Annotated in this window: 18 protein-coding genes; 13 read left to right on the top strand and 5 right to left on the bottom strand. The window is 62.6% G+C overall.

What is annotated here, in order from left to right; genetic code table 11:
• Window positions 1-6: 6 nt before the first annotated feature.
• From V7S54_RS24970 to rsmI, 4 genes are all read right to left on the bottom strand, one after another.
• Window positions 7-1011, bottom strand: a complete 1005-nt coding sequence (locus V7S54_RS24970) for an ABC transporter permease subunit (protein WP_234792846.1) — start codon at window positions 1009-1011, stop codon at window positions 7-9.
• A gap of 5 nt (window positions 1012-1016) precedes the next feature.
• Window positions 1017-2315, bottom strand: coding sequence for an extracellular solute-binding protein (locus V7S54_RS24965; protein WP_065372157.1), 1299 nt, complete (start codon window positions 2313-2315; stop codon window positions 1017-1019).
• Window positions 2316-2476: 161 nt separating this feature from the next.
• On the bottom strand, window positions 2477-2845 hold the full coding sequence (locus V7S54_RS24960) for a YraN family protein (protein ID WP_065372156.1): 369 nt from the start codon (window positions 2843-2845) through the stop codon (window positions 2477-2479).
• Window positions 2835-3764: a 16S rRNA (cytidine(1402)-2'-O)-methyltransferase gene (gene rsmI, locus V7S54_RS24955; RefSeq protein ID WP_065372155.1), complete on the bottom strand. Its 930-nt coding sequence runs from the start codon at window positions 3762-3764 to the stop codon at window positions 2835-2837. Before rsmI ends, V7S54_RS24960 begins: the two co-directional genes overlap by 11 nt.
• A 252-nt stretch (window positions 3765-4016) precedes the next feature.
• Here rsmI and dnaN point away from each other — a divergent pair, with 252 nt between their 5' ends.
• The 7 genes from dnaN to V7S54_RS24920 all read left to right on the top strand — a co-directional run bounded on the left by dnaN (window position 4017) and on the right by V7S54_RS24920 (window position 9178).
• Window positions 4017-5135 (top strand): DNA polymerase III subunit beta, encoded by a 1119-nt coding sequence (dnaN, locus tag V7S54_RS24950; RefSeq protein ID WP_057247928.1) that lies wholly within the window; start codon window positions 4017-4019, stop codon window positions 5133-5135.
• A 236-nt stretch (window positions 5136-5371) separates the two neighbouring features.
• On the top strand, window positions 5372-5974 hold the full coding sequence (gene pmtA / locus V7S54_RS24945; RefSeq protein WP_083203443.1) for a phospholipid N-methyltransferase PmtA: 603 nt from the start codon (window positions 5372-5374) through the stop codon (window positions 5972-5974).
• Window positions 5975-5978: 4 nt separating this feature from the next.
• Window positions 5979-6566, top strand: a complete 588-nt coding sequence (locus V7S54_RS24940; protein ID WP_065372154.1) for a histidine phosphatase family protein — start codon at window positions 5979-5981, stop codon at window positions 6564-6566.
• Window positions 6567-6569: 3 nt separating this feature from the next.
• Window positions 6570-7274, top strand: a complete 705-nt coding sequence (gene pyrF, locus V7S54_RS24935; RefSeq protein WP_065372438.1) for an orotidine-5'-phosphate decarboxylase — start codon at window positions 6570-6572, stop codon at window positions 7272-7274.
• Window positions 7275-7387: 113 nt separating this feature from the next.
• Window positions 7388-7675 (top strand): DUF1330 domain-containing protein, encoded by a 288-nt coding sequence (locus V7S54_RS24930; protein WP_065372437.1) that lies wholly within the window; start codon window positions 7388-7390, stop codon window positions 7673-7675.
• A 121-nt stretch (window positions 7676-7796) separates the two neighbouring features.
• A complete protein-coding gene (locus V7S54_RS24925) occupies window positions 7797-8777 on the top strand; it encodes a complex I NDUFA9 subunit family protein (RefSeq protein WP_065372153.1) in 981 nt (326 codons plus the stop codon).
• 239 nt (window positions 8778-9016) lie between these two features.
• Window positions 9017-9178 carry a hypothetical protein gene (locus V7S54_RS24920; RefSeq protein ID WP_141679256.1) on the top strand — a complete coding sequence of 54 codons (162 nt, stop codon included), beginning with the start codon at window positions 9017-9019 and terminating at the stop codon, window positions 9176-9178.
• Window positions 9179-9419: 241 nt separating this feature from the next.
• On the opposite strand, the gene V7S54_RS24915 is transcribed toward V7S54_RS24920, so the two are convergent.
• Window positions 9420-10226: an undecaprenyl-diphosphate phosphatase gene (locus V7S54_RS24915; RefSeq protein WP_065372152.1), complete on the bottom strand. Its 807-nt coding sequence runs from the start codon at window positions 10224-10226 to the stop codon at window positions 9420-9422.
• Between the two features lie 162 nt (window positions 10227-10388).
• Between V7S54_RS24915 and V7S54_RS24910 the strand changes: the two genes are divergently transcribed.
• From V7S54_RS24910 to V7S54_RS24885, 6 genes are all read left to right on the top strand, one after another.
• Window positions 10389-11081 (top strand): glutathione S-transferase family protein, encoded by a 693-nt coding sequence (locus V7S54_RS24910; RefSeq protein WP_057247922.1) that lies wholly within the window; start codon window positions 10389-10391, stop codon window positions 11079-11081.
• Between the two features lie 10 nt (window positions 11082-11091).
• Window positions 11092-12264: a tRNA epoxyqueuosine(34) reductase QueG gene (gene queG / locus V7S54_RS24905; protein WP_141679255.1), complete on the top strand. Its 1173-nt coding sequence runs from the start codon at window positions 11092-11094 to the stop codon at window positions 12262-12264.
• A complete protein-coding gene (locus V7S54_RS24900) occupies window positions 12252-13127 on the top strand; it encodes an SDR family oxidoreductase (protein WP_065372150.1) in 876 nt (291 codons plus the stop codon). The genes queG and V7S54_RS24900 overlap by 13 nt, the downstream gene beginning before the upstream one ends.
• Window positions 13128-13587: 460 nt before the next feature.
• On the top strand, window positions 13588-13962 hold the full coding sequence (locus V7S54_RS24895; protein ID WP_057247919.1) for a septal ring lytic transglycosylase RlpA family protein: 375 nt from the start codon (window positions 13588-13590) through the stop codon (window positions 13960-13962).
• A gap of 136 nt (window positions 13963-14098) precedes the next feature.
• A complete protein-coding gene (locus tag V7S54_RS24890; protein WP_065372149.1) occupies window positions 14099-15388 on the top strand; it encodes an RsmB/NOP family class I SAM-dependent RNA methyltransferase in 1290 nt (429 codons plus the stop codon).
• A gap of 190 nt (window positions 15389-15578) precedes the next feature.
• Complete coding sequence (locus V7S54_RS24885) at window positions 15579-16859, top strand: imelysin family protein (RefSeq protein WP_065372148.1); 1281 nt, start codon at window positions 15579-15581, stop codon at window positions 16857-16859.
• Window positions 16860-16901 lie beyond the last annotated feature (42 nt).

Genomic DNA, 16901 nt, shown 5'->3' with positions numbered 1-16901 from the left:
GCCGCCTCAGTTGTAGTGCACGCGCCGCTCGATGAAGCGGAACTGGAAGATGGTGAGAACGAAGACGATCAGCATCAGGATCACCGACTGGGCCGAGGAGCCGCCGAGATCGTTGCCGCGGAACCCGTCCATGTAGACCTTGTAGACAAGGGTGATCGGGTTGTTGGCGGCCTTGTCCTTCACCATCACGTCGATGACGCCGAAGGTATCGAACAGCGCGTAGGTGACATTGATGATCAAAAGGAAGAAAGCGGTCGGCGCGAGCAGCGGCAGGATCACCGTCCAGAAGCGGCGAAAGCCGGAGCGGCAATCGATCGCCGCCGCCTCGCGCACCGAGACCGGGATGCCCTGCAGGCCCGAGAGGAAGAAGATGAAATTATACGGGATCTGCTTCCAGACCGAGACGACCACCATGGAGAAGGCGGTGTCGAAGTAATTCAGACCGACCTTGATGTCCCAGCCGAACCAGCGGGCGAGTTCGACGATCGGGCCGATATGCTGGTCGAAGAACATCATGCCGATGAGGCCGGCGACCGGCGGCGCGATGGCATAGACCCATATGAGCAGCGTCTTATAGGCGGCGTTGCCGCGGATGACGCCATCGGCCTTGACGGCGAGCAGCAAGCCGATCGACAGCGCGAAGAAGGTGACGAGCGCCGTGAAGACGGCAGTGAAGCGGGTGATGCCGAGATACTCGCCCGATTTCAGCACGTCGGTGTAGTTGGTCATGCCGACGAAGGTCGAGCCGAAGCCGAAGGGGTCTTCGAGATAGAAGGACGACTGGATCGCCTGAACCGACGGCCAGTAGAAGAAGATGAAGATGATCGCGAGCTGTGGCGCGAGGAAGAGGTAGGGCAGGAACGGCGAGGAGAACTGCACGCGCTTTCCAGCGCCTTCTCCTCCGCTCTTCGACTGGCCACCGAAAAACCGGAAGGCGCCGAAGCGACGCCCGCCGGTTTGGGTTCCGGTTCCTCCCCGCGAGGCGGGGAGGAGATCTGTCGCGGTCGACATCGAGATCAGCCGGCCGTCTTGGCGAAGCGAGCGAGCAGCTCGTTGCCTTCCTTCTCGATCGTGTCGAAGGCGTCCTTGACGGTCGTTTCGCCCGAGAAGATGCGGCCGTATTCGCGTTCCATGATTTCGCGGATCTGCGGGTAGAAGCCGAGGCGGTAGCCCTTCGACCACTCGCCAGCCGGCAGCAGCAGCTGCTTGATGCCGACTTCGGCAACCGGCTTGTCCTTGTAGTAGCCGTCCTTCTGGGCAAGCTCGTAGGCTGCCTTGGTGATGGCGACGTAGCCGGTGGCCTTGTGGTAGAAGTACTGGATTTCCGGCGAGGTCAGGAACTGGAAGAAGTCGGCAACGCACTTGTTTTCTTCATCCGACTTGCCGGACATGGCGAACAGCGCCGCGCCGCCGATGAAGGAATTGGTGCCGGCGCCCTTGATCGAGCCCCAATAGGGCAGGAAGGTTGCCGAGAACGGCATCTGCGCCGTCTTCTGCAGGCCACCGAAGGAGCCCGAAGAACCGATCCAGAACGCAGCCTTGCCTTCTTCGAAGACCTTCTGGTTGTCGTTCCAGCCGGCGCCGTAGAAAGCGAAGTAGCCTTCGTCCTTCCAGGCCTTGAGCTTGTCGAACATCATGATGAGGTTCGGGTCGGTGACCTTCAGCTGCGTGTCGACGACAGCGTCATAGCCGTTGTTGTTAGTGGCGAACTGAATGTTGTTGCGGGAGAAGAAGTTCTCCGTGAACTGCCAGGTGAGCTGCGACTGGACGAGCGGGATGTAGCCGGCTTCCTTCAGCTTCGGGGCAACCGCCTCAAACTCTTCCCAGGTCTTCGGCGCTTCGACGCCGGCCTTCTTCAGGGCCTCGTCGTTGACGTACATGATCGGCGCCGAGGAGTTGAACGGCATGCCGACGAACTTGCCTTCGCTATCGGCGTAGAAGTAACGCACGCCGTCGATGAAGGCGTTGCGGTCGAAGTTGTGGCCAGCCTTGATGATCAGGTCTTCGGCCGGAATGACCGCGCCCTTGGCGTTGATGATCGTGGCGGCGCCGGCGTCGAAGACCTGCAGGATGTTCGGCTGTTCGCCCGAGCGGAAAGCGGCGATGCCGGAAGCGAGCGCTTCCTCGTAGGTGCCCTTCGAAACCGGGGTCAGTGCGCAGGCGCTCTGGGCTTCGTTGAACTTCTTGGAAACTTCATTGATGACTTCGCCGTTACGGCCGGCCATGCCGTGCCACCAGGTGATATTGGTCGCGGCAAATGATGACGTCGCGGAAAAAGCGAAGCTAAGGGCTGCGAATGAAAACTTCTTGAACATGACTTGGTCCCTCTCCACCGGGTTGCGGATGGCTTGGACTAGTGACGTTCAATGACAGGCCCGTAACGCTTTTATGTCGGAACGATTACAAATTCGCGAATTTGTTCCAAGACGGGATGCGCGCGGAACAACACAATCATTTTCCCTCATCCCGCGCCGGTTCAGAAGGCATCCGGTAGATGCCGCGGCCAGCCCCAAGGGGTCACCGTGACGATGTCGTAGCGCACGGAAAGCCTGCTGAAATCCGGTTGCCTGGCCAGCCAGAGATCGCTCGCAGCGCGAATGCGTTTCTGCGCCGTGGCCGTCACCGCGAAGACGCCGTCCTCGGCCGAGCGGCGCGCCTTGACCTCGACGCAGGCAATGAGGTCGCCGCGCCGGGCGATGATGTCGATCTCGCCGAGCTTGGTGCGATGGCGCATGGCCACGATGCGGTAGCCCTTCAGCAACAGGCAGAGCGCCGCGCGATACTCGGCGAGGTATCCCCGCCTCAGCGCTTTCAGCTTCCGCCGGTCGCTGCCGTCAGCCGTCATGGCGCTCCTTCAGCTGCAGCAGCCGGTCATAGAGCTCCTTGCGCGGCACGCCCGTCTGGCGAGCGGCTTCGGTCGCCGCCTTGCCGGCCGGCATGTCGGCGACGAGGCTTAGCAGCAGGGCGTCGACATCGGCCGCTTCCGGCTCGGGTGCGGCGTCCGGCGGACCGATGACGAGCACGATCTCGCCTTTGACTGCACCCGCTTCGTCATAATGGGCGGCAAGCTCGCCGAGCGTGCCGCGGCGGAACTCCTCGAAGGTCTTGGTGAGCTCGCGGCAGACGGCAGCCCGCCTACCCTCACCCAGCACCTCGGCTGCGGCCGCCACTGTCGCGGCAATCCGGTGCGGCGATTCAAAGAACATGATTGTCGCCGGCACGGTCGCGAATTCCCTGAGGCGATCGCGTTTCGCCTTGTCCTTGGTCGGCAGGAAACCGGCAAAGAGGAAGGCATCGTTCGGCAGGCCGGAGCCGACCAGCGCTGCAAGCGGCGCCGAGGCGCCGGGGATCGGCACGACGCGATGACCGGCTTCAATCGCAAGCTGCCCCAGCCGGTAGCCCGGGTCGGAAACCAGCGGCGTTCCGGCGTCGGAGACGAGCGCCACCGATCGCCCTTCGGCGAGTGCTGCAAGCAGCCGGGGTCCGGCCTCGTCGGCATTGTGTTCATGGTAGGCGTAGGGCCGGTTCACGATGCCGTAGCGGTCGAGCAGCACGCGCGTAACCCTCGTGTCCTCGCAGGCGAGCACATCGGCGCCGGCAAGCGTTTCCAGTGCGCGCAGGGTGATATCGCCGAGATTGCCGATCGGGGTCGCCACCAGATAGAGCGCCGCATCGAGGGGGCGGGCCGGAACGCTGACATTGTGCAGGCGATAGCTGCGCTCTCTCTGCCCGCCTGATGCTTCCGAGGTCTTCTGCTTTTCCACCTGCAACGTCCTGATCGTGCTCGCCGATGTGTCTATCCGGTCTTTATGAGTGAGCCTATATGACAGAGCAAGGGCAAGACGGCGGGCCGGCACGCCACATCTGGGGACAGAAGTCCTCAAACCCCTTGCGTTCCGGGCGCTGTTTCTGCCATTTTGCCGGTCCACATATTTTCCGGTCGGTCGGCCGGGGCACTCGCAGTTGACGCTCAGGCGGACGTTCGCCCGCCGGGCAATGGTTGAAAGCGGCATCCCATGCGCATTACTCTCGAGCGGTCCAACCTCCTGAAATCGCTGAACCACGTGCACCGCGTGGTCGAGCGGCGAAACACGATCCCGATCCTCTCCAACGTGCTCTTGCGTTCCGACGGTGCGAGCCTCGAAATGAAGGCGACCGACCTCGACCTCGAAATCACCGAGGCGACACCGGCGCAGGTGGAACAGTCGGGCGCGACCACGGTGCCGGCGCATCTGCTTTACGACATCGTGCGCAAGCTGCCCGACGGTTCGGAAGTGCTGCTCGCCACCAATGCCGAGGGCACGGCGATGACCGTTGCCTCGGGCCGTTCGAAATTCTCGCTGCAGTGCCTGCCGCAGTCCGACTTCCCGGATCTCACCGCCGGCAGTTTCTCGCACTCCTTCCGCCTGAAGGCGACCGACCTCAAGATGTTGATCGATCGCACCCAGTTTGCGATCTCGACCGAGGAAACCCGCTACTATCTCAACGGCATTTTCGTGCACACCGTCGAGAGCAAGGGTGAACTGAAGCTGCGCGCCGTCGCCACGGACGGTCACCGCCTCGCCCGCGCTGACGTTGAAGCGCCGTCCGGCTCCGAAGGCATGCCGGGCATCATCATCCCGCGCAAGACCGTCAGCGAGTTGCAGAAGCTGCTCGACAACCCGGACCTCGTCGTCACCGTCGAAGTCTCTGACGCCAAGATCCGACTGACGATGGGTTCGATCGTCATGACCTCGAAGCTGATCGACGGCACCTTCCCGGATTACCAGCGCGTGATCCCGGCCAACAACGACAAGGAACTGCGCGTCGATTGCCAGTCCTTCGCCCAGGCCGTCGACCGCGTTTCGACGATCTCGTCCGAGCGCGGCCGCGCCGTCAAGCTGGCGCTGAACGAAGGCCAGATGACGCTGACGGTCAACAATCCGGATTCGGGCAGTGCGACGGAAGAACTGCCCGTCGGCTACGACCACGACCCGCTCGAAATCGGATTCAACGCCAAGTATCTGCTCGACATCACCTCGCAGCTGACCGGCACCGATGCGATCTTCATGCTGGCCGATCCGGGCTCGCCGACGCTCGTTCGCGACCTTGCTGCCGAGGATGCGCTTTACGTGCTGATGCCGATGCGCGTGTAACCGGGCCTGACGCGGCGCGAAATACCAACCCGTCACGCCCGCGCGTGACGGGTTTTTTGTTGATCGATCCATCCGGCGGCTGTTGATAAGCCGACGCTTTCAGGCGCAGACAGACTTGTTTTTGCCGCAGATGGGGACACATTATGATTGCCGCCGCCCGGACCGGCTCGAATCAGCGAGCCGGGATCACAGCGGGCGGCCCGTATGAGGAGAGGACGACGGTTTTGAGGGGTTCAATGAATTTGCGCGTGAAGGTGAAGGAACGGCTCGGACGGAAGTTCGATGAGGAAATTCGCTTTTTCAAGGGATGGATGAGCAATGCCAAGGCTGTCGGTGCAATCCTGCCGACCTCTTCCATAACCGCGCGCCGAATGGCGAGCGTCATCAATCCCGCTTCGGGCCTGCCGGTTCTTGAGCTGGGCCCGGGCACGGGCGTGATCACCAAGGCAATTTTGGAACGCGGCCTGCCCGCATCGAGCCTGGTCTCGGTCGAATATTCCACCGACTTCTATAACCAGCTCAGAGCCAACTTCGCCGGCGTCAATTTTGTCAATGGCGATGCTTTCGATCTGGAACACACCCTCGGCGAGCTGAAGGGTCAGACCTTTGACAGCGTCGTCTCGGCGGTGCCGCTGCTGAACTTCCCGATGCATCGGCGCGTCGAGCTGATCGAAGATCTCCTGTCACGCATCCCGGTCGGTCGGCCGGTCGTGCAGATTTCCTATGGGCCGCTCTCGCCTGTTGTCGCGATGCCGGATCGCTACAGCATCCAGCATCTCGACTTCGTCGTGCGCAACATCCCGCCGGCACAGCTTTGGGTCTATCGTCGGGCGCACTGACGGAATGTTCGGCGTCTACGTCACCCATCCGCAGGTCCAGATCGATCCGGACGTGCCTGTCCCGCAATGGGGACTTTCCGCTGTCGGCCGCGATCGTGCGGCCCTGATGGCGGCATTGCCGTGGGTGCGCGCGCTCGGGAGGATCGTCTCGAGCGACGAAACCAAGGCGATCGAGACGGCGCAGCTGCTGGCCGATGCCGCGGGCCTGACGGTCGAAATGCACCACGACATGGGCGAGAACGATCGCTCCGCCACCGGTTTCCTGCCGCCGCCGGAATTCGAGAAGGCGGCCGACTGGTTCTTCGCCCATCCGGCGGAAAGTTTTAAGGGCTGGGAGCGCGCGATCGACGCCCAGACGCGGATCTCGGACGCAGTGTTCCGTGTCCTCGAAGGGCACGACCCCAAGATCCCAATCGCCTTCGTCGGCCATGGCGGCGTCGGCACCCTTTTGAAATGCCGACTGCTCGGCGCACCGATCGCTCGCTCCGCCGACCAGAAGGGCGGTGGCGGCGGCAACGCCTTCGCTTTCCGCCTTGCGGATCGAACCGTTGCATGCGACTGGACCCCGATGGAACACTGGCAGGGGATTTAGATGATGACCGAAACCGCGCGCGACAGACTGATCGTTGGCCTCGACCTTCCGACCATTGCGGATGCCGAGAAGATCGTGTCGACGCTCGGCAACGACGTCTCCTTCTACAAGATCGGCTACCAGCTGGTCTTTGCCGGCGGGCTTGAATTCGCGCGCGACCTTGCCGCCAGCGGCAAGAAGGTCTTCCTCGACATGAAGCTCTTGGACATCGACAACACGGTTGCCAAAGGTGTCGAGAACATCGTTAAGATGGGCATGTCGATGCTGACCCTGCACGCCTATCCGAAGGCGATGAAGGCGGCCGTCGAAGCCGCTAGAGGTTCCGATCTCTGCCTGCTCGGCGTCACCGTGCTCACCTCGATGGACGAGCAGGACGTGATCGATGCCGGCTATGAATACGACCCGCACACGCTGGTGCTGCGTCGGGCCGAACAGGCGCGCGCCGCCGGCATGGGCGGCATCGTCTGCTCGGCGGAAGAATCCGCAGCGGTCCGCAAGATCATCGGACCGAACATGGCGCTGGTGACGCCGGGCATCCGGCCGGCCGGCGCCGACAAGGGCGACCAGAAGCGGGTGATGACGCCGGCCGAAGCCTTGAAGGCCGGATCCAGCCACCTCGTCGTCGCGCGCCCAATCGTCGCAGCCGCCGAGCCGCTCGCGGCCGCCCGCGCGATTCTTGCGGAAATGAATGGGGCCCTCCCGCGCTGACGCGGGCGGCATTTCGGACGCTGAAGCGATCCGTGTTGATCCGCTTGACCTCAACCAAAATTTGCCGGAAGTAACTCCCGTCGGCCCCGGTGCCGAAAGACGAGGAGCTCAACATGGCCAAGGGATACTGGATCGCACGGGTCGATGTCCGCGACCCCGAGCGCTACAAGGATTATGTGGCGGCAGCAAAGCCAGCCTTCGAGAAATACGGCGCGAATTTTCTCGCACGCGGCGGCGAACATCATCGCCTTGAGGGCGGCGTCCGCGCGCGCAACGTCGTCATCGAATTTCCGTCGCTGCAGGCAGCGGTCGACTGTTACAACTCGCCCGAATATCAGATTGCCGCCGCGATCCGCCAGGAAGTCGCCGACGCGGAGATGGTCGTCGTCGAAGGCGTCTGACGACCTGCCATCCTCATCTTCCGACAGACCCGACAAGCCGCGTGGATTGGCCTTCACCTCTCGCGGCTGTTGGGCTATGTAGCAATCAATTCTTTCCACTGCGATCAGGAGTGCGTTTCCCATGACCTTGTCCAACCTTCCGCCGCTGGTGACGATTTTCGGCGGATCCGGGTTCGTCGGCCGTCATGTCGTGCGCGCGCTTGCCAAGCGCGGCTACCGCATTCGCGTTGCCGTTCGCCGGCCCGACCTTGCCGGCCACCTGCAGCCGCTCGGCAATGTCGGCCAGATCTCCTTCGTCCAGGCGAACCTGCGCTACCGGAAATCCGTCGATCGCGCCGTCGAAGGCTCCGACCACGTCATCAACTGCGTCGGCGTGCTGTTTGAAAAAGGGCGCAACACGTTTGACGCCGTCCAGGATTTCGGCGCGCGCGCGGTGGCTGAAGCGGCACGTAGCGTCGGCGCCACGCTGACGCACATTTCGGCGATCGGCGCGGACGCTTCCTCGCCGTCGCAATACGCCCGCAGCAAGGGCCGCGCCGAGGCCGCGATCCTGGAAACGAAGCCTGACGCGATCATCCTGCGTCCGTCGATCGTCTTCGGTCCCGAGGACGGCTTCTTCAACAAGTTCGCCGACATGGCGCGCTTCTCGCCGGTCCTGCCGCTGATCGGCGGCGGCCACACCAAGTTCCAGCCTGTCTACGTGACCGATGTCGCCGAGGCCGTGGCGCGCGCTGTCGACGGCAAGGTCACCAAGGGCAAAATATACGAACTCGGCGGCCCGGATGTCTTAAGCTTCCGCGATTGTCTCGAGATCATGCTCAACACGATCGACCGCAAGCGTACGCTCGTCTCGCTGCCCTTCGGCGTCGCGTCCTTCATCGGCAGCATCGCGTCGATGATCCCCTTCGTCACGCCGCCGCTCACCGCCGACCAGGTGGTGTTGCTGAAATCCGACAATGTCGTCTCGGCAAAGGCGGTTTCGGAGGGACGTACGCTCGCCGGCATCGGCATCGATCCGACCATGCTGGAGTCGATCCTGCCGACCTATCTGGTGCGCTATCGCCCGCAGGGCCAGTACACGCGCAGCGGCCGCGGCGCCTGATCGCTGCGAAGCCCATCTTCTTTTGAACGGCCGCCGGTACCCACCGGCGGCCGTTTGCTGTGGTATCCAGGCAACAGCGTTGCAGTTCTGCCGCAGTTAAGAAAGCGAATGGCATTTACCGCAAATTCAACATGTCCTGATATTGATCATGTCATATCCAGCGACTAAACACCGCCTCGCGCCCCGATCGCAAGGCATGACGGCGGGCGGCAGCAGCAATCTCGAAAGGCATAGCGTCCATGGGCAAGTCGATCGCAATCTTTTTTGCGTGTGCGGCACTGATCATTCTGGCTGGCTCATTCATCGCGCCGAACACGGTCGCGAGCAGCGGCAAGGGTTGCGCGCCGGCCTATGGCGTCGATCCGTGCACGACGGCATCGATCGGTCTTTCCGGCAACTAAGGCCGGCGCCCTTTAGATCAGGCAATTCCGGACGGAAAGCGGCTTCGCACTTTTCCTGGAATTGCATTGGAAGGGCATATTTTAGAGTTATTGGCGGGGGCCAGTAGCCGCGTGCGTTTCACCTTGAGACGCACGCGGCTTTGTTTTTAGGGCTTGGTCCGAGGTCAGAGAAATCTCTGAGGTCAAAGAAAAAGGCGCGTCCGGAACGCGCCTTTTCTCGTTTGAGATCGTTGATCCCGGCTCAGCCGAGCAGCCAGAGGCCGATCAAGCCGGCCGTGCCGACGACGATGCGCCAGATGGCGAAAGGCGTGAAGCCGCGCCGCGAGACGAAATCGAGCAGCGAACGCACGACGAAGATGCCGGCGACGAACGCCGCGATGAAGCCGACGGCGATCAGCGTGAAGTCGTCGAAGGAGAGCGCGTCGCGGTTCTTGTAGAGGTCCAGCGTGAAGGCGCCGAGCATGGTCGGCATCGCCAGGAAGAACGAGAACTCCGCGGCCGAGCGCTTGTCGGTCCCCATCAGCAGGGCGCCGGCGATCGTGGCGCCGGAACGCGAGGTGCCGGGGATCATCGCCAGGCACTGGAACAGGCCGATCTTCAGCGCCAGCGACGGCGGGTAGTCCATGACGTTGGTGTAGCGCGGCTTCAGCGGCAGATGGTCGATGGCGTAGAGAATGAAGCCGCCGACGATCAGCACGACACAGATGAGCATCGGCGTTTCGAACAGCACCGTCTTGATGAAATCATGGGCGATGGCGCCGATGACGGCCGCCGGCAGGAAGGCGATCAGAACGGACAGGACGAAGCGGCGCGCCTTGATGCTCGTCGGCAGCGCCAGCGCGATCGACAGAAGCTTCTGGAAATAGACGAGCAGGATGGCCAGAATGGCGCCGAGCTGGATCAAGACGGCGAAGGTGTTGCCCGGCGACCTGAAGCCGAGGAAGTGGCCGGCAAGGAGGACGTGCGCCGTCGACGAAACAGGGATAAACTCCGTCAAGCCCTCGATGAGCCCGAGGACGAGCGCGCTGATGATCGATTGATCCGCCATATATGAGATTTTCCTGACAAGTTTTGGAGTGGGAGGAAAAGGTTGATTCGCTTGTGTTTGCCACCGCAAATTTCTATAGCTCTATCACAGGAGCCGTGGCCAGACGCTTGCGCCGCCACGCTGACGCCCCCAGCAAAAAGACTCTGAGAAGCCAGATCATCGATGCCGACACTGTATCATCACCCCATGTCCTCCGCTTCACGGTTCGTTCGCCTTATCCTCTCGGAATATGGCTATCAGACGGAATTGTCCGAGGAACAGCCCTGGGAGAACCGGCGCGACTTCCTGGCCTTGAACCCGGCCGGGACGCTACCGGTCTATGTTGACGACAGTATGAGAGCGCTCTGTGGCGCCACGATCATCTCGGAATATCTCGACGAGACGAACGGAATCATGAAGCGGGATCGCCGGCTTCTGGCCGAGGACCCGTTCCAGCGGGCGGAAATCCGCCGCCTGGTCGAGTGGTTCCTGCACAAGATGGAAGCGGACGTGACGCGGCCGCTGGTGCGCGAGCGGATCTTCAAGCTGCAGATGACACCGGACCAGGGCGGCGGCGCGCCCGACAGCAAGGTCCTGCGCACCTCGCGCGCCAATATCCGCCAGCATATGAAGTATCTCTCCTGGCTCGCCGGTTCGCGCACCTGGCTTGCCGGCGACCGCATCTCCTATGCGGATCTCGCCGCGGCCGCGACGGTGTCCGTGCTCGACTATCTCGGCGAGATCGACTGGTCGGATGCCCCGACCGCCAAGGAGTGGTACCAGCGGCTGAAGTCCCGCCCCTCCTTCCGGCCGCTGCTTGCTGAACGCGTGCGCGGCGTGACCCCGGTTCCGCACTATGCGGACCTCGACTTCTGAGGCTGAAACCGTGCCCGGCATCGCTGCCAAGGCTGACAATGGGGATCGACGGCGGCTGAAGCTGACCGAGTTCCTGAAGGCCGAGGCGGCAGACAAGGGCTTCGATCTCTGTCGCATCACCCGGCCGGACGCCATTCCCGAGGCGCCGGCCCGGCTCCAGGACTTCCTCGACGACGACTTCCACGGCACGATGGACTGGCTCGCCGAGACTGCCGAGCGACGCTCCGATCCGCGAACGCTCTGGAGCGACGTGCGTTCGGTGGTGATGTTCGCGATGAACTACGGCCCGGAAGACGATCCGCGCAGGATTCTCGAAAAGACCGATCGCGGCGCGATCTCGGTCTATGCCCAGAACCGCGACTATCACGACATCATCAAGGGCAAGCTCAAGGAAGTCGCGACCCGCTTCGCCGCGCGCGCCGGCGAGGACGTCAAGGTCTTTGTCGACACCGCCCCGGTGATGGAGAAGCCACTCTCGGAAAAGGCCGGCCTCGGCTGGCAGGGCAAGCACACCAATCTCGTCAGTCGCGAATTCGGCTCCTGGCTGTTTCTCGGCAGCCTGTTCACAACGGCGAACCTCGTCATCGACGAGCCGGAGCGCGACCATTGCGGCTCCTGCCGCGCCTGCCTCGATGCCTGCCCGACCGGCGCTTTTCCTGCGCCCTATCAGATCGACGCGCGGCGCTGCATTTCCTACCTGACGATCGAGCACAAGGGTCCGATCGACCCGGAGCTCCGCCCGTTGATTGGCAACCGCATCTATGGCTGCGACGACTGTCTCGCCGCCTGCCCCTGGAACAAGTTCGCGCAGGCGGCCTCCGAAATGAAGCTGAAGGCGCGCGAGGACCTGAAGGCGCCAGCGCTCGACAGCTTGCTCGACCTCGACGACCCGGCCTTCCGCAGCCTGTTCTCGGGCTCGCCGGTCAAGCGCATCGGCCGCGACCGTTTCGTGCGCAACGTGCTGATCGCGGCCGGCAACTCCGGCAACCAGGCGCTCGTGCCTGCGGTCAAGGCGCGCGTCGGCGATCCCTCGCCCGTGGTGCGGGCGATGGCGGTCTGGGCGCTGTCACGATTGGTCGCGCCGGCGACGCTTGCGGAATTTGCCGAACAATGCGAGCCAGAGACGGACGAAGACGTCCTCAACGAATGGCAGATGGCGGGAGTGAGCCGATGCATGTCCTGATCCTTGGCGCCGGCTACTCCGGTATGGCAATCGCGCGGGCCATGGCCCCGACGGCGACAAGCGTTGTCGGCACCACCCGCACCGAGGAGAAGGCGACGAAGCTTGAAAAGGCCGGCATCCGCCCGATCCTCTTCGACGGCGAAACGATCTCCGACGAACTCGCTGCTGCGCTTGGCCAGGCGACGCACCTGATCCAGTCGATCGCGCCCGGCCGCGACGGCGATCCGATGTTCCGCGCTTCCAGCCCGGATCTCGCGCAACTGGCGCCGAACCTCAAGTGGATCGGCTACCTCTCGACCGTCGGCGTCTATGGCGACCACGGCGGCGAATGGGTCACCGAGGACATGCTGCGCAAACCGGTCTCGGCCCGCTCGGTCGAGCGGGTGGAGGCGGAGGATGCCTGGATCGCCTTCGGCGCCAGGCAGAGCATTCCGGTTGCCGTGTTGAGGCTCGCCGGCATCTACGGCCCCGGACGCAATGCCTTCTGCAATCTCGCAAACGGCACGGCCCGACGCCTGATCAAGCCTGGCCAGGTGTTCAACCGCATCCGGGTCGAAGATATCGGCGCGGCCACCCTGTTCCTCGCCAACAACGGCACGAGCGGCGTCTTCAACATCACCGACAACGAGCCGGCGCCGCCGCAGGACGTGGTGGCCGAGGCCGCGCGGCTGATGGGCGTCGAACCGCCGCCGGAAATTCCCTTCGAGCAGGCGGAGCTGTCGCCGATGGCCCGCTCCTTCTATGGCGAGAACAAGCGGGTATCGAACGCCCGCATGCGCGCCACCGGTTTCGAGTTCGCGTATCCGGATTATCGCGTTTCGCTTGCGCAGCTCTGGCAATCCGGCACATGGCGCAACGCCTGAAACGCAACTCGGCGCTCAATCAATAACATAACCCGAAATGCTTATAGAAAGCCGATAGTCAGTACATCAGTAATGGCGGCGGCAGCGCCGCCAGAATTGTGACTTTCTCTGGATATTCATTCGATACTTGACGAATTGAATACAACCTGTGCGCTAGTAACGAGTTTTCGACCATCCGGATTCCGGAAATTTCGTCCAATTCGAAATTTTTAATGAAATTTTTCGTTTACCACTGAGTTGCGCCTGCGTACGGAAGGCTGTGAGCGTTCAACCGCTGATTCCAAAGAACTTCCTGGCTCCATTTAAACTATTTCAAACAATCTTCGTTTTTGAATTTTCGTCCTTTTTTAATAAATCCTAATAGATCGTAAATGGTTGAAGCACGTTTTCGCCATTTTTCGCCCCAATTAGCGGTTCCCAGAAGATTTTTATTCAACCATTTGACCGAGGGGATCGCCAGTTGACGCCAGCGAAGATCAAGGCTGCTGCCGCTGCAGCGCTGTTCACGACCGCTATCGGTCTCGTTTCCGTTTCCGATAGCCATGCAGCCGGCGCCGGCTGCGGCGGCGCGTCCTGGTACGCGCTGAGCTCCAAGACCGCCTCCGGCGAGCGCATGAATGCCGCCCGCCTGACCGCCGCCCACCGCAGCCTGAAGTTCGGAACCAAGGTTCAGGTCACCAACAAGCGCAACGGCAAGAGCGTGATCGTTCGGATCAACGACCGTGGGCCATTCATTCGTGGCCGCGTGATCGACCTTTCCAAGGCTGCAGCCTCGCAGATCGGCATGATCCGCTCCGGCCACGCCAGCATCTGTTATCGCGTCATCAATTCCTGATTTTTGAAATACTGCCATCCGACCGATCGTCGGGTGGGTTTACTTGAGAAAGACCATTCTCGGCGGTTAATCTTCTCCGCCGTCTTGCTCTTCGATGCCATCGCCGTTACCACGGCGAAAAAGGAGTTGATCGAAGATGCGTTTGGGCGGCAGGCTCGCTGGAGCCATTGAGGTTCTTGAGGATATCGAAAAGCGGAAGCGCCCGGTCGCCGACGCGCTCAAGGATTGGGGCCTCTCGCATCGCTTCGCCGGATCCGGCGATCGCTCCGCGATCGGCAACATCGTCTACGACGCGCTTCGCATGAAGCTCTCCCACGCCTACCTGATGGACAGCGACAGCGCCGCAGCACTCGGCCATGCCGTCATGTACCGGCAATGGGGCTTTACGCCGGAAGCGCTCGCGGCCGAACTCGACGGCGACAAGTTTGCACCTGAGATGCCGTCTGCCGAGATGACGCAAGCCTTCGCCACGCGCCGCCTCGAAGACGCCGCAGCCCACATCCAGGGCGACATTCCCGAATGGGTCCAGGCCTCGTTCGAGGAAAACTTCTCCGACGACTGGCTCGATGAAGCCAAGGCGCTCGCCGGCCGGCCGACGCTCGACCTGCGTGCCAATACGCTGAAGGCCTCGCGCGCCAAGGTGCTGAAGGCGCTGGAGCGAAGCGGCGCCGAACCGGCGACGATCGCTCGCAACGGCATTCGCATTCCGGCCGGCGAAGGCGCCTCGCGCCTGCCGAACGTGACGGCGGAACTCTCCTTTCAGAAGGGCTGGTTCGAAGTCCAGGACGAGGGCTCGCAGATCGTTGCCGATCTCGCCTTTCCGCAGGAAGGCGAACAGGTGCTCGACTATTGCGCCGGCGGTGGCGGCAAGACGCTCGCCATGTCCGCCGCGATGAACAACAAGGGCCAGGTGCACGCCTACGACACCGACCGCAAGCGGCTTGCCCCGATCATCGAGCGGCTGAAGCGCGCGGGCACCCGCAATGTCCAGGTACATGAATCCACCGACAGCCTGGCGCCGCTCGCCGGCCGCTTCGACCGTGTGCTGGTCGATGCGCCCTGCACCGGCACCGGCACCTGGCGCCGGCGGCCGGACACGAAATGGCGGCTCAACCAGAAGAACCTCGAAGAGCGCATCTCCCAGCAGGAGGAAGCGCTGGCGAGCGCTGCCCAGTTCGTCCGCCCGGGCGGCCACCTCATCTATGTCACCTGCTCGGTCCTGCCTGAGGAAAACGAGGCCCAGGTCTACGGCTTCTGCGAAGACAATCCGGAATTCGAGATCCTGTCGGCGGCCGATATCTGGGCGACGCTTTTCGGCACCGACAAGCCGCAGCCCTGGTCGGCCGACATGAAGACGGTGACGCTGACGCCCGCCTCAACCGGCACGGACGGCTTCTTCTTCTGCCTGATGCAACGCAAGGGTTGACGCCTTTTGACAATGGTCAAAACACGCGCATCAGATTGAAAACGTTCTAAACTATACACTTTGACACAAGTTTGCTTTTGGTTCATGAGAAGCAGGCCCGGCCGGGGCCTTTTCTCATGGCCCGACGCCTGAACGATACCGCGTTTGCGGGCTCGCTCGGCTGCGCCGAAGGAAGTAACAGGAGAGGGTCATGACCAAGAAATTCATCCGCGGCGCCGCGCTGGCGTTCATGACGGCAACGTCGGCGTTGGCCCTGCAGCCGGCCCACGCGGCAACCGATGCCGCCGCCGTGGTGAAGCATTACACCGCCGTCGCCCATGCCAAATTCGAAGATGCGCTGACGACGGCCGAGGCACTCGACAAGGCGGTCAACGCGCTGATCGCGACGCCGAGCGAAGAAACGCTGAAGGCCGCGCGCGACGCCTGGCGGAAGGCCCGCAACCCCTACCAGGAAACCGAAGTCTACCGCTTCGGCAACGCAATCGTCGACGAATGGGAAGGCAAGGTCAACGCTTGGCCGCTGGACGAGGGCCTGATCGACTATGTCGACCCGAGCTATGGTACCGAGAGCGACGAGAACGCGCTGTTCACCGCCAACGTGATTGCCAACAAGACGATCAAGATCGACGGCAAAGACGTCGACGCCTCCAACATCACGCCGGAATTCCTGGCGGGCACACTGCAGGAAGCCGGCGGCATCGAGGCGAACGTCGCCACCGGCTACCATGCGATCGAATTCCTGCTCTGGGGCCAGGACCTGAACGGCACCAAGGCTGGCGCAGGAAACCGCCCCTATACCGACTATGACACCAAGGCCTGCACCGGCGGCAATTGCGACCGCCGCGCCGCCTATCTGAAGGCCGCGACCGAGCTCCTGGTTTCCGACCTCAAGGAAATGGTCGCCAACTGGACACCGGACGGTGCCGCAACCAAGGCCGTCGAGGCTGACCCGAAGGCTGGCCTCGTCGCCATCCTCACCGGCATGGGTTCACTCTCCTATGGCGAACTTGCCGGCGAGCGCATGAAGCTCGGCCTGCTGCTGCACGATCCGGAAGAAGAGCATGACTGCTTCTCCGACAACACGCACAACTCGCACCTGCACGACGCGATCGGCATCCAGTCGGCCTATACGGGCGAGTACACCCGCGTCGACGGCACCAAGATGACCGGCCCGTCGCTTTCGGAACTCGTTGCCGCCAAGGACGCAGCACTCGACAAGGAAATGACCGGCAACCTTTCGACCACAGTCGAGAAGATGCAGGCAATGGCCAAGCGCGCGGAAACCACCGAGGCCTACGACCAGATGATCGGCGAAGGCAATGCCGAGGGCAACGCCACCGTGCAGGCGGCGATCGACGGCCTGATCGCCCAGGCAAAGACCGTTCAGCGCGTCATTGCGTCACTGGATCTCGGCACGATCGAGCTTGAAGGTTCCGACAGCCTGGACAATCCTAACGCCGTCTTCCAATAAGCTGAAAAGGCGGGCCGCGCCGGCACCGGTGCGGCCCGATCC

Source organism: Ensifer sp. CCNWLY38, from assembly GCF_037120565.1.
GTDB classification, from domain to species: domain Bacteria; phylum Pseudomonadota; class Alphaproteobacteria; order Rhizobiales; family Rhizobiaceae; genus Ensifer; species Ensifer adhaerens_H.
The sequence above is the reverse complement of the archived record's forward strand: the minus strand, read 5'-3'. Positions and strand labels throughout refer to the sequence as shown.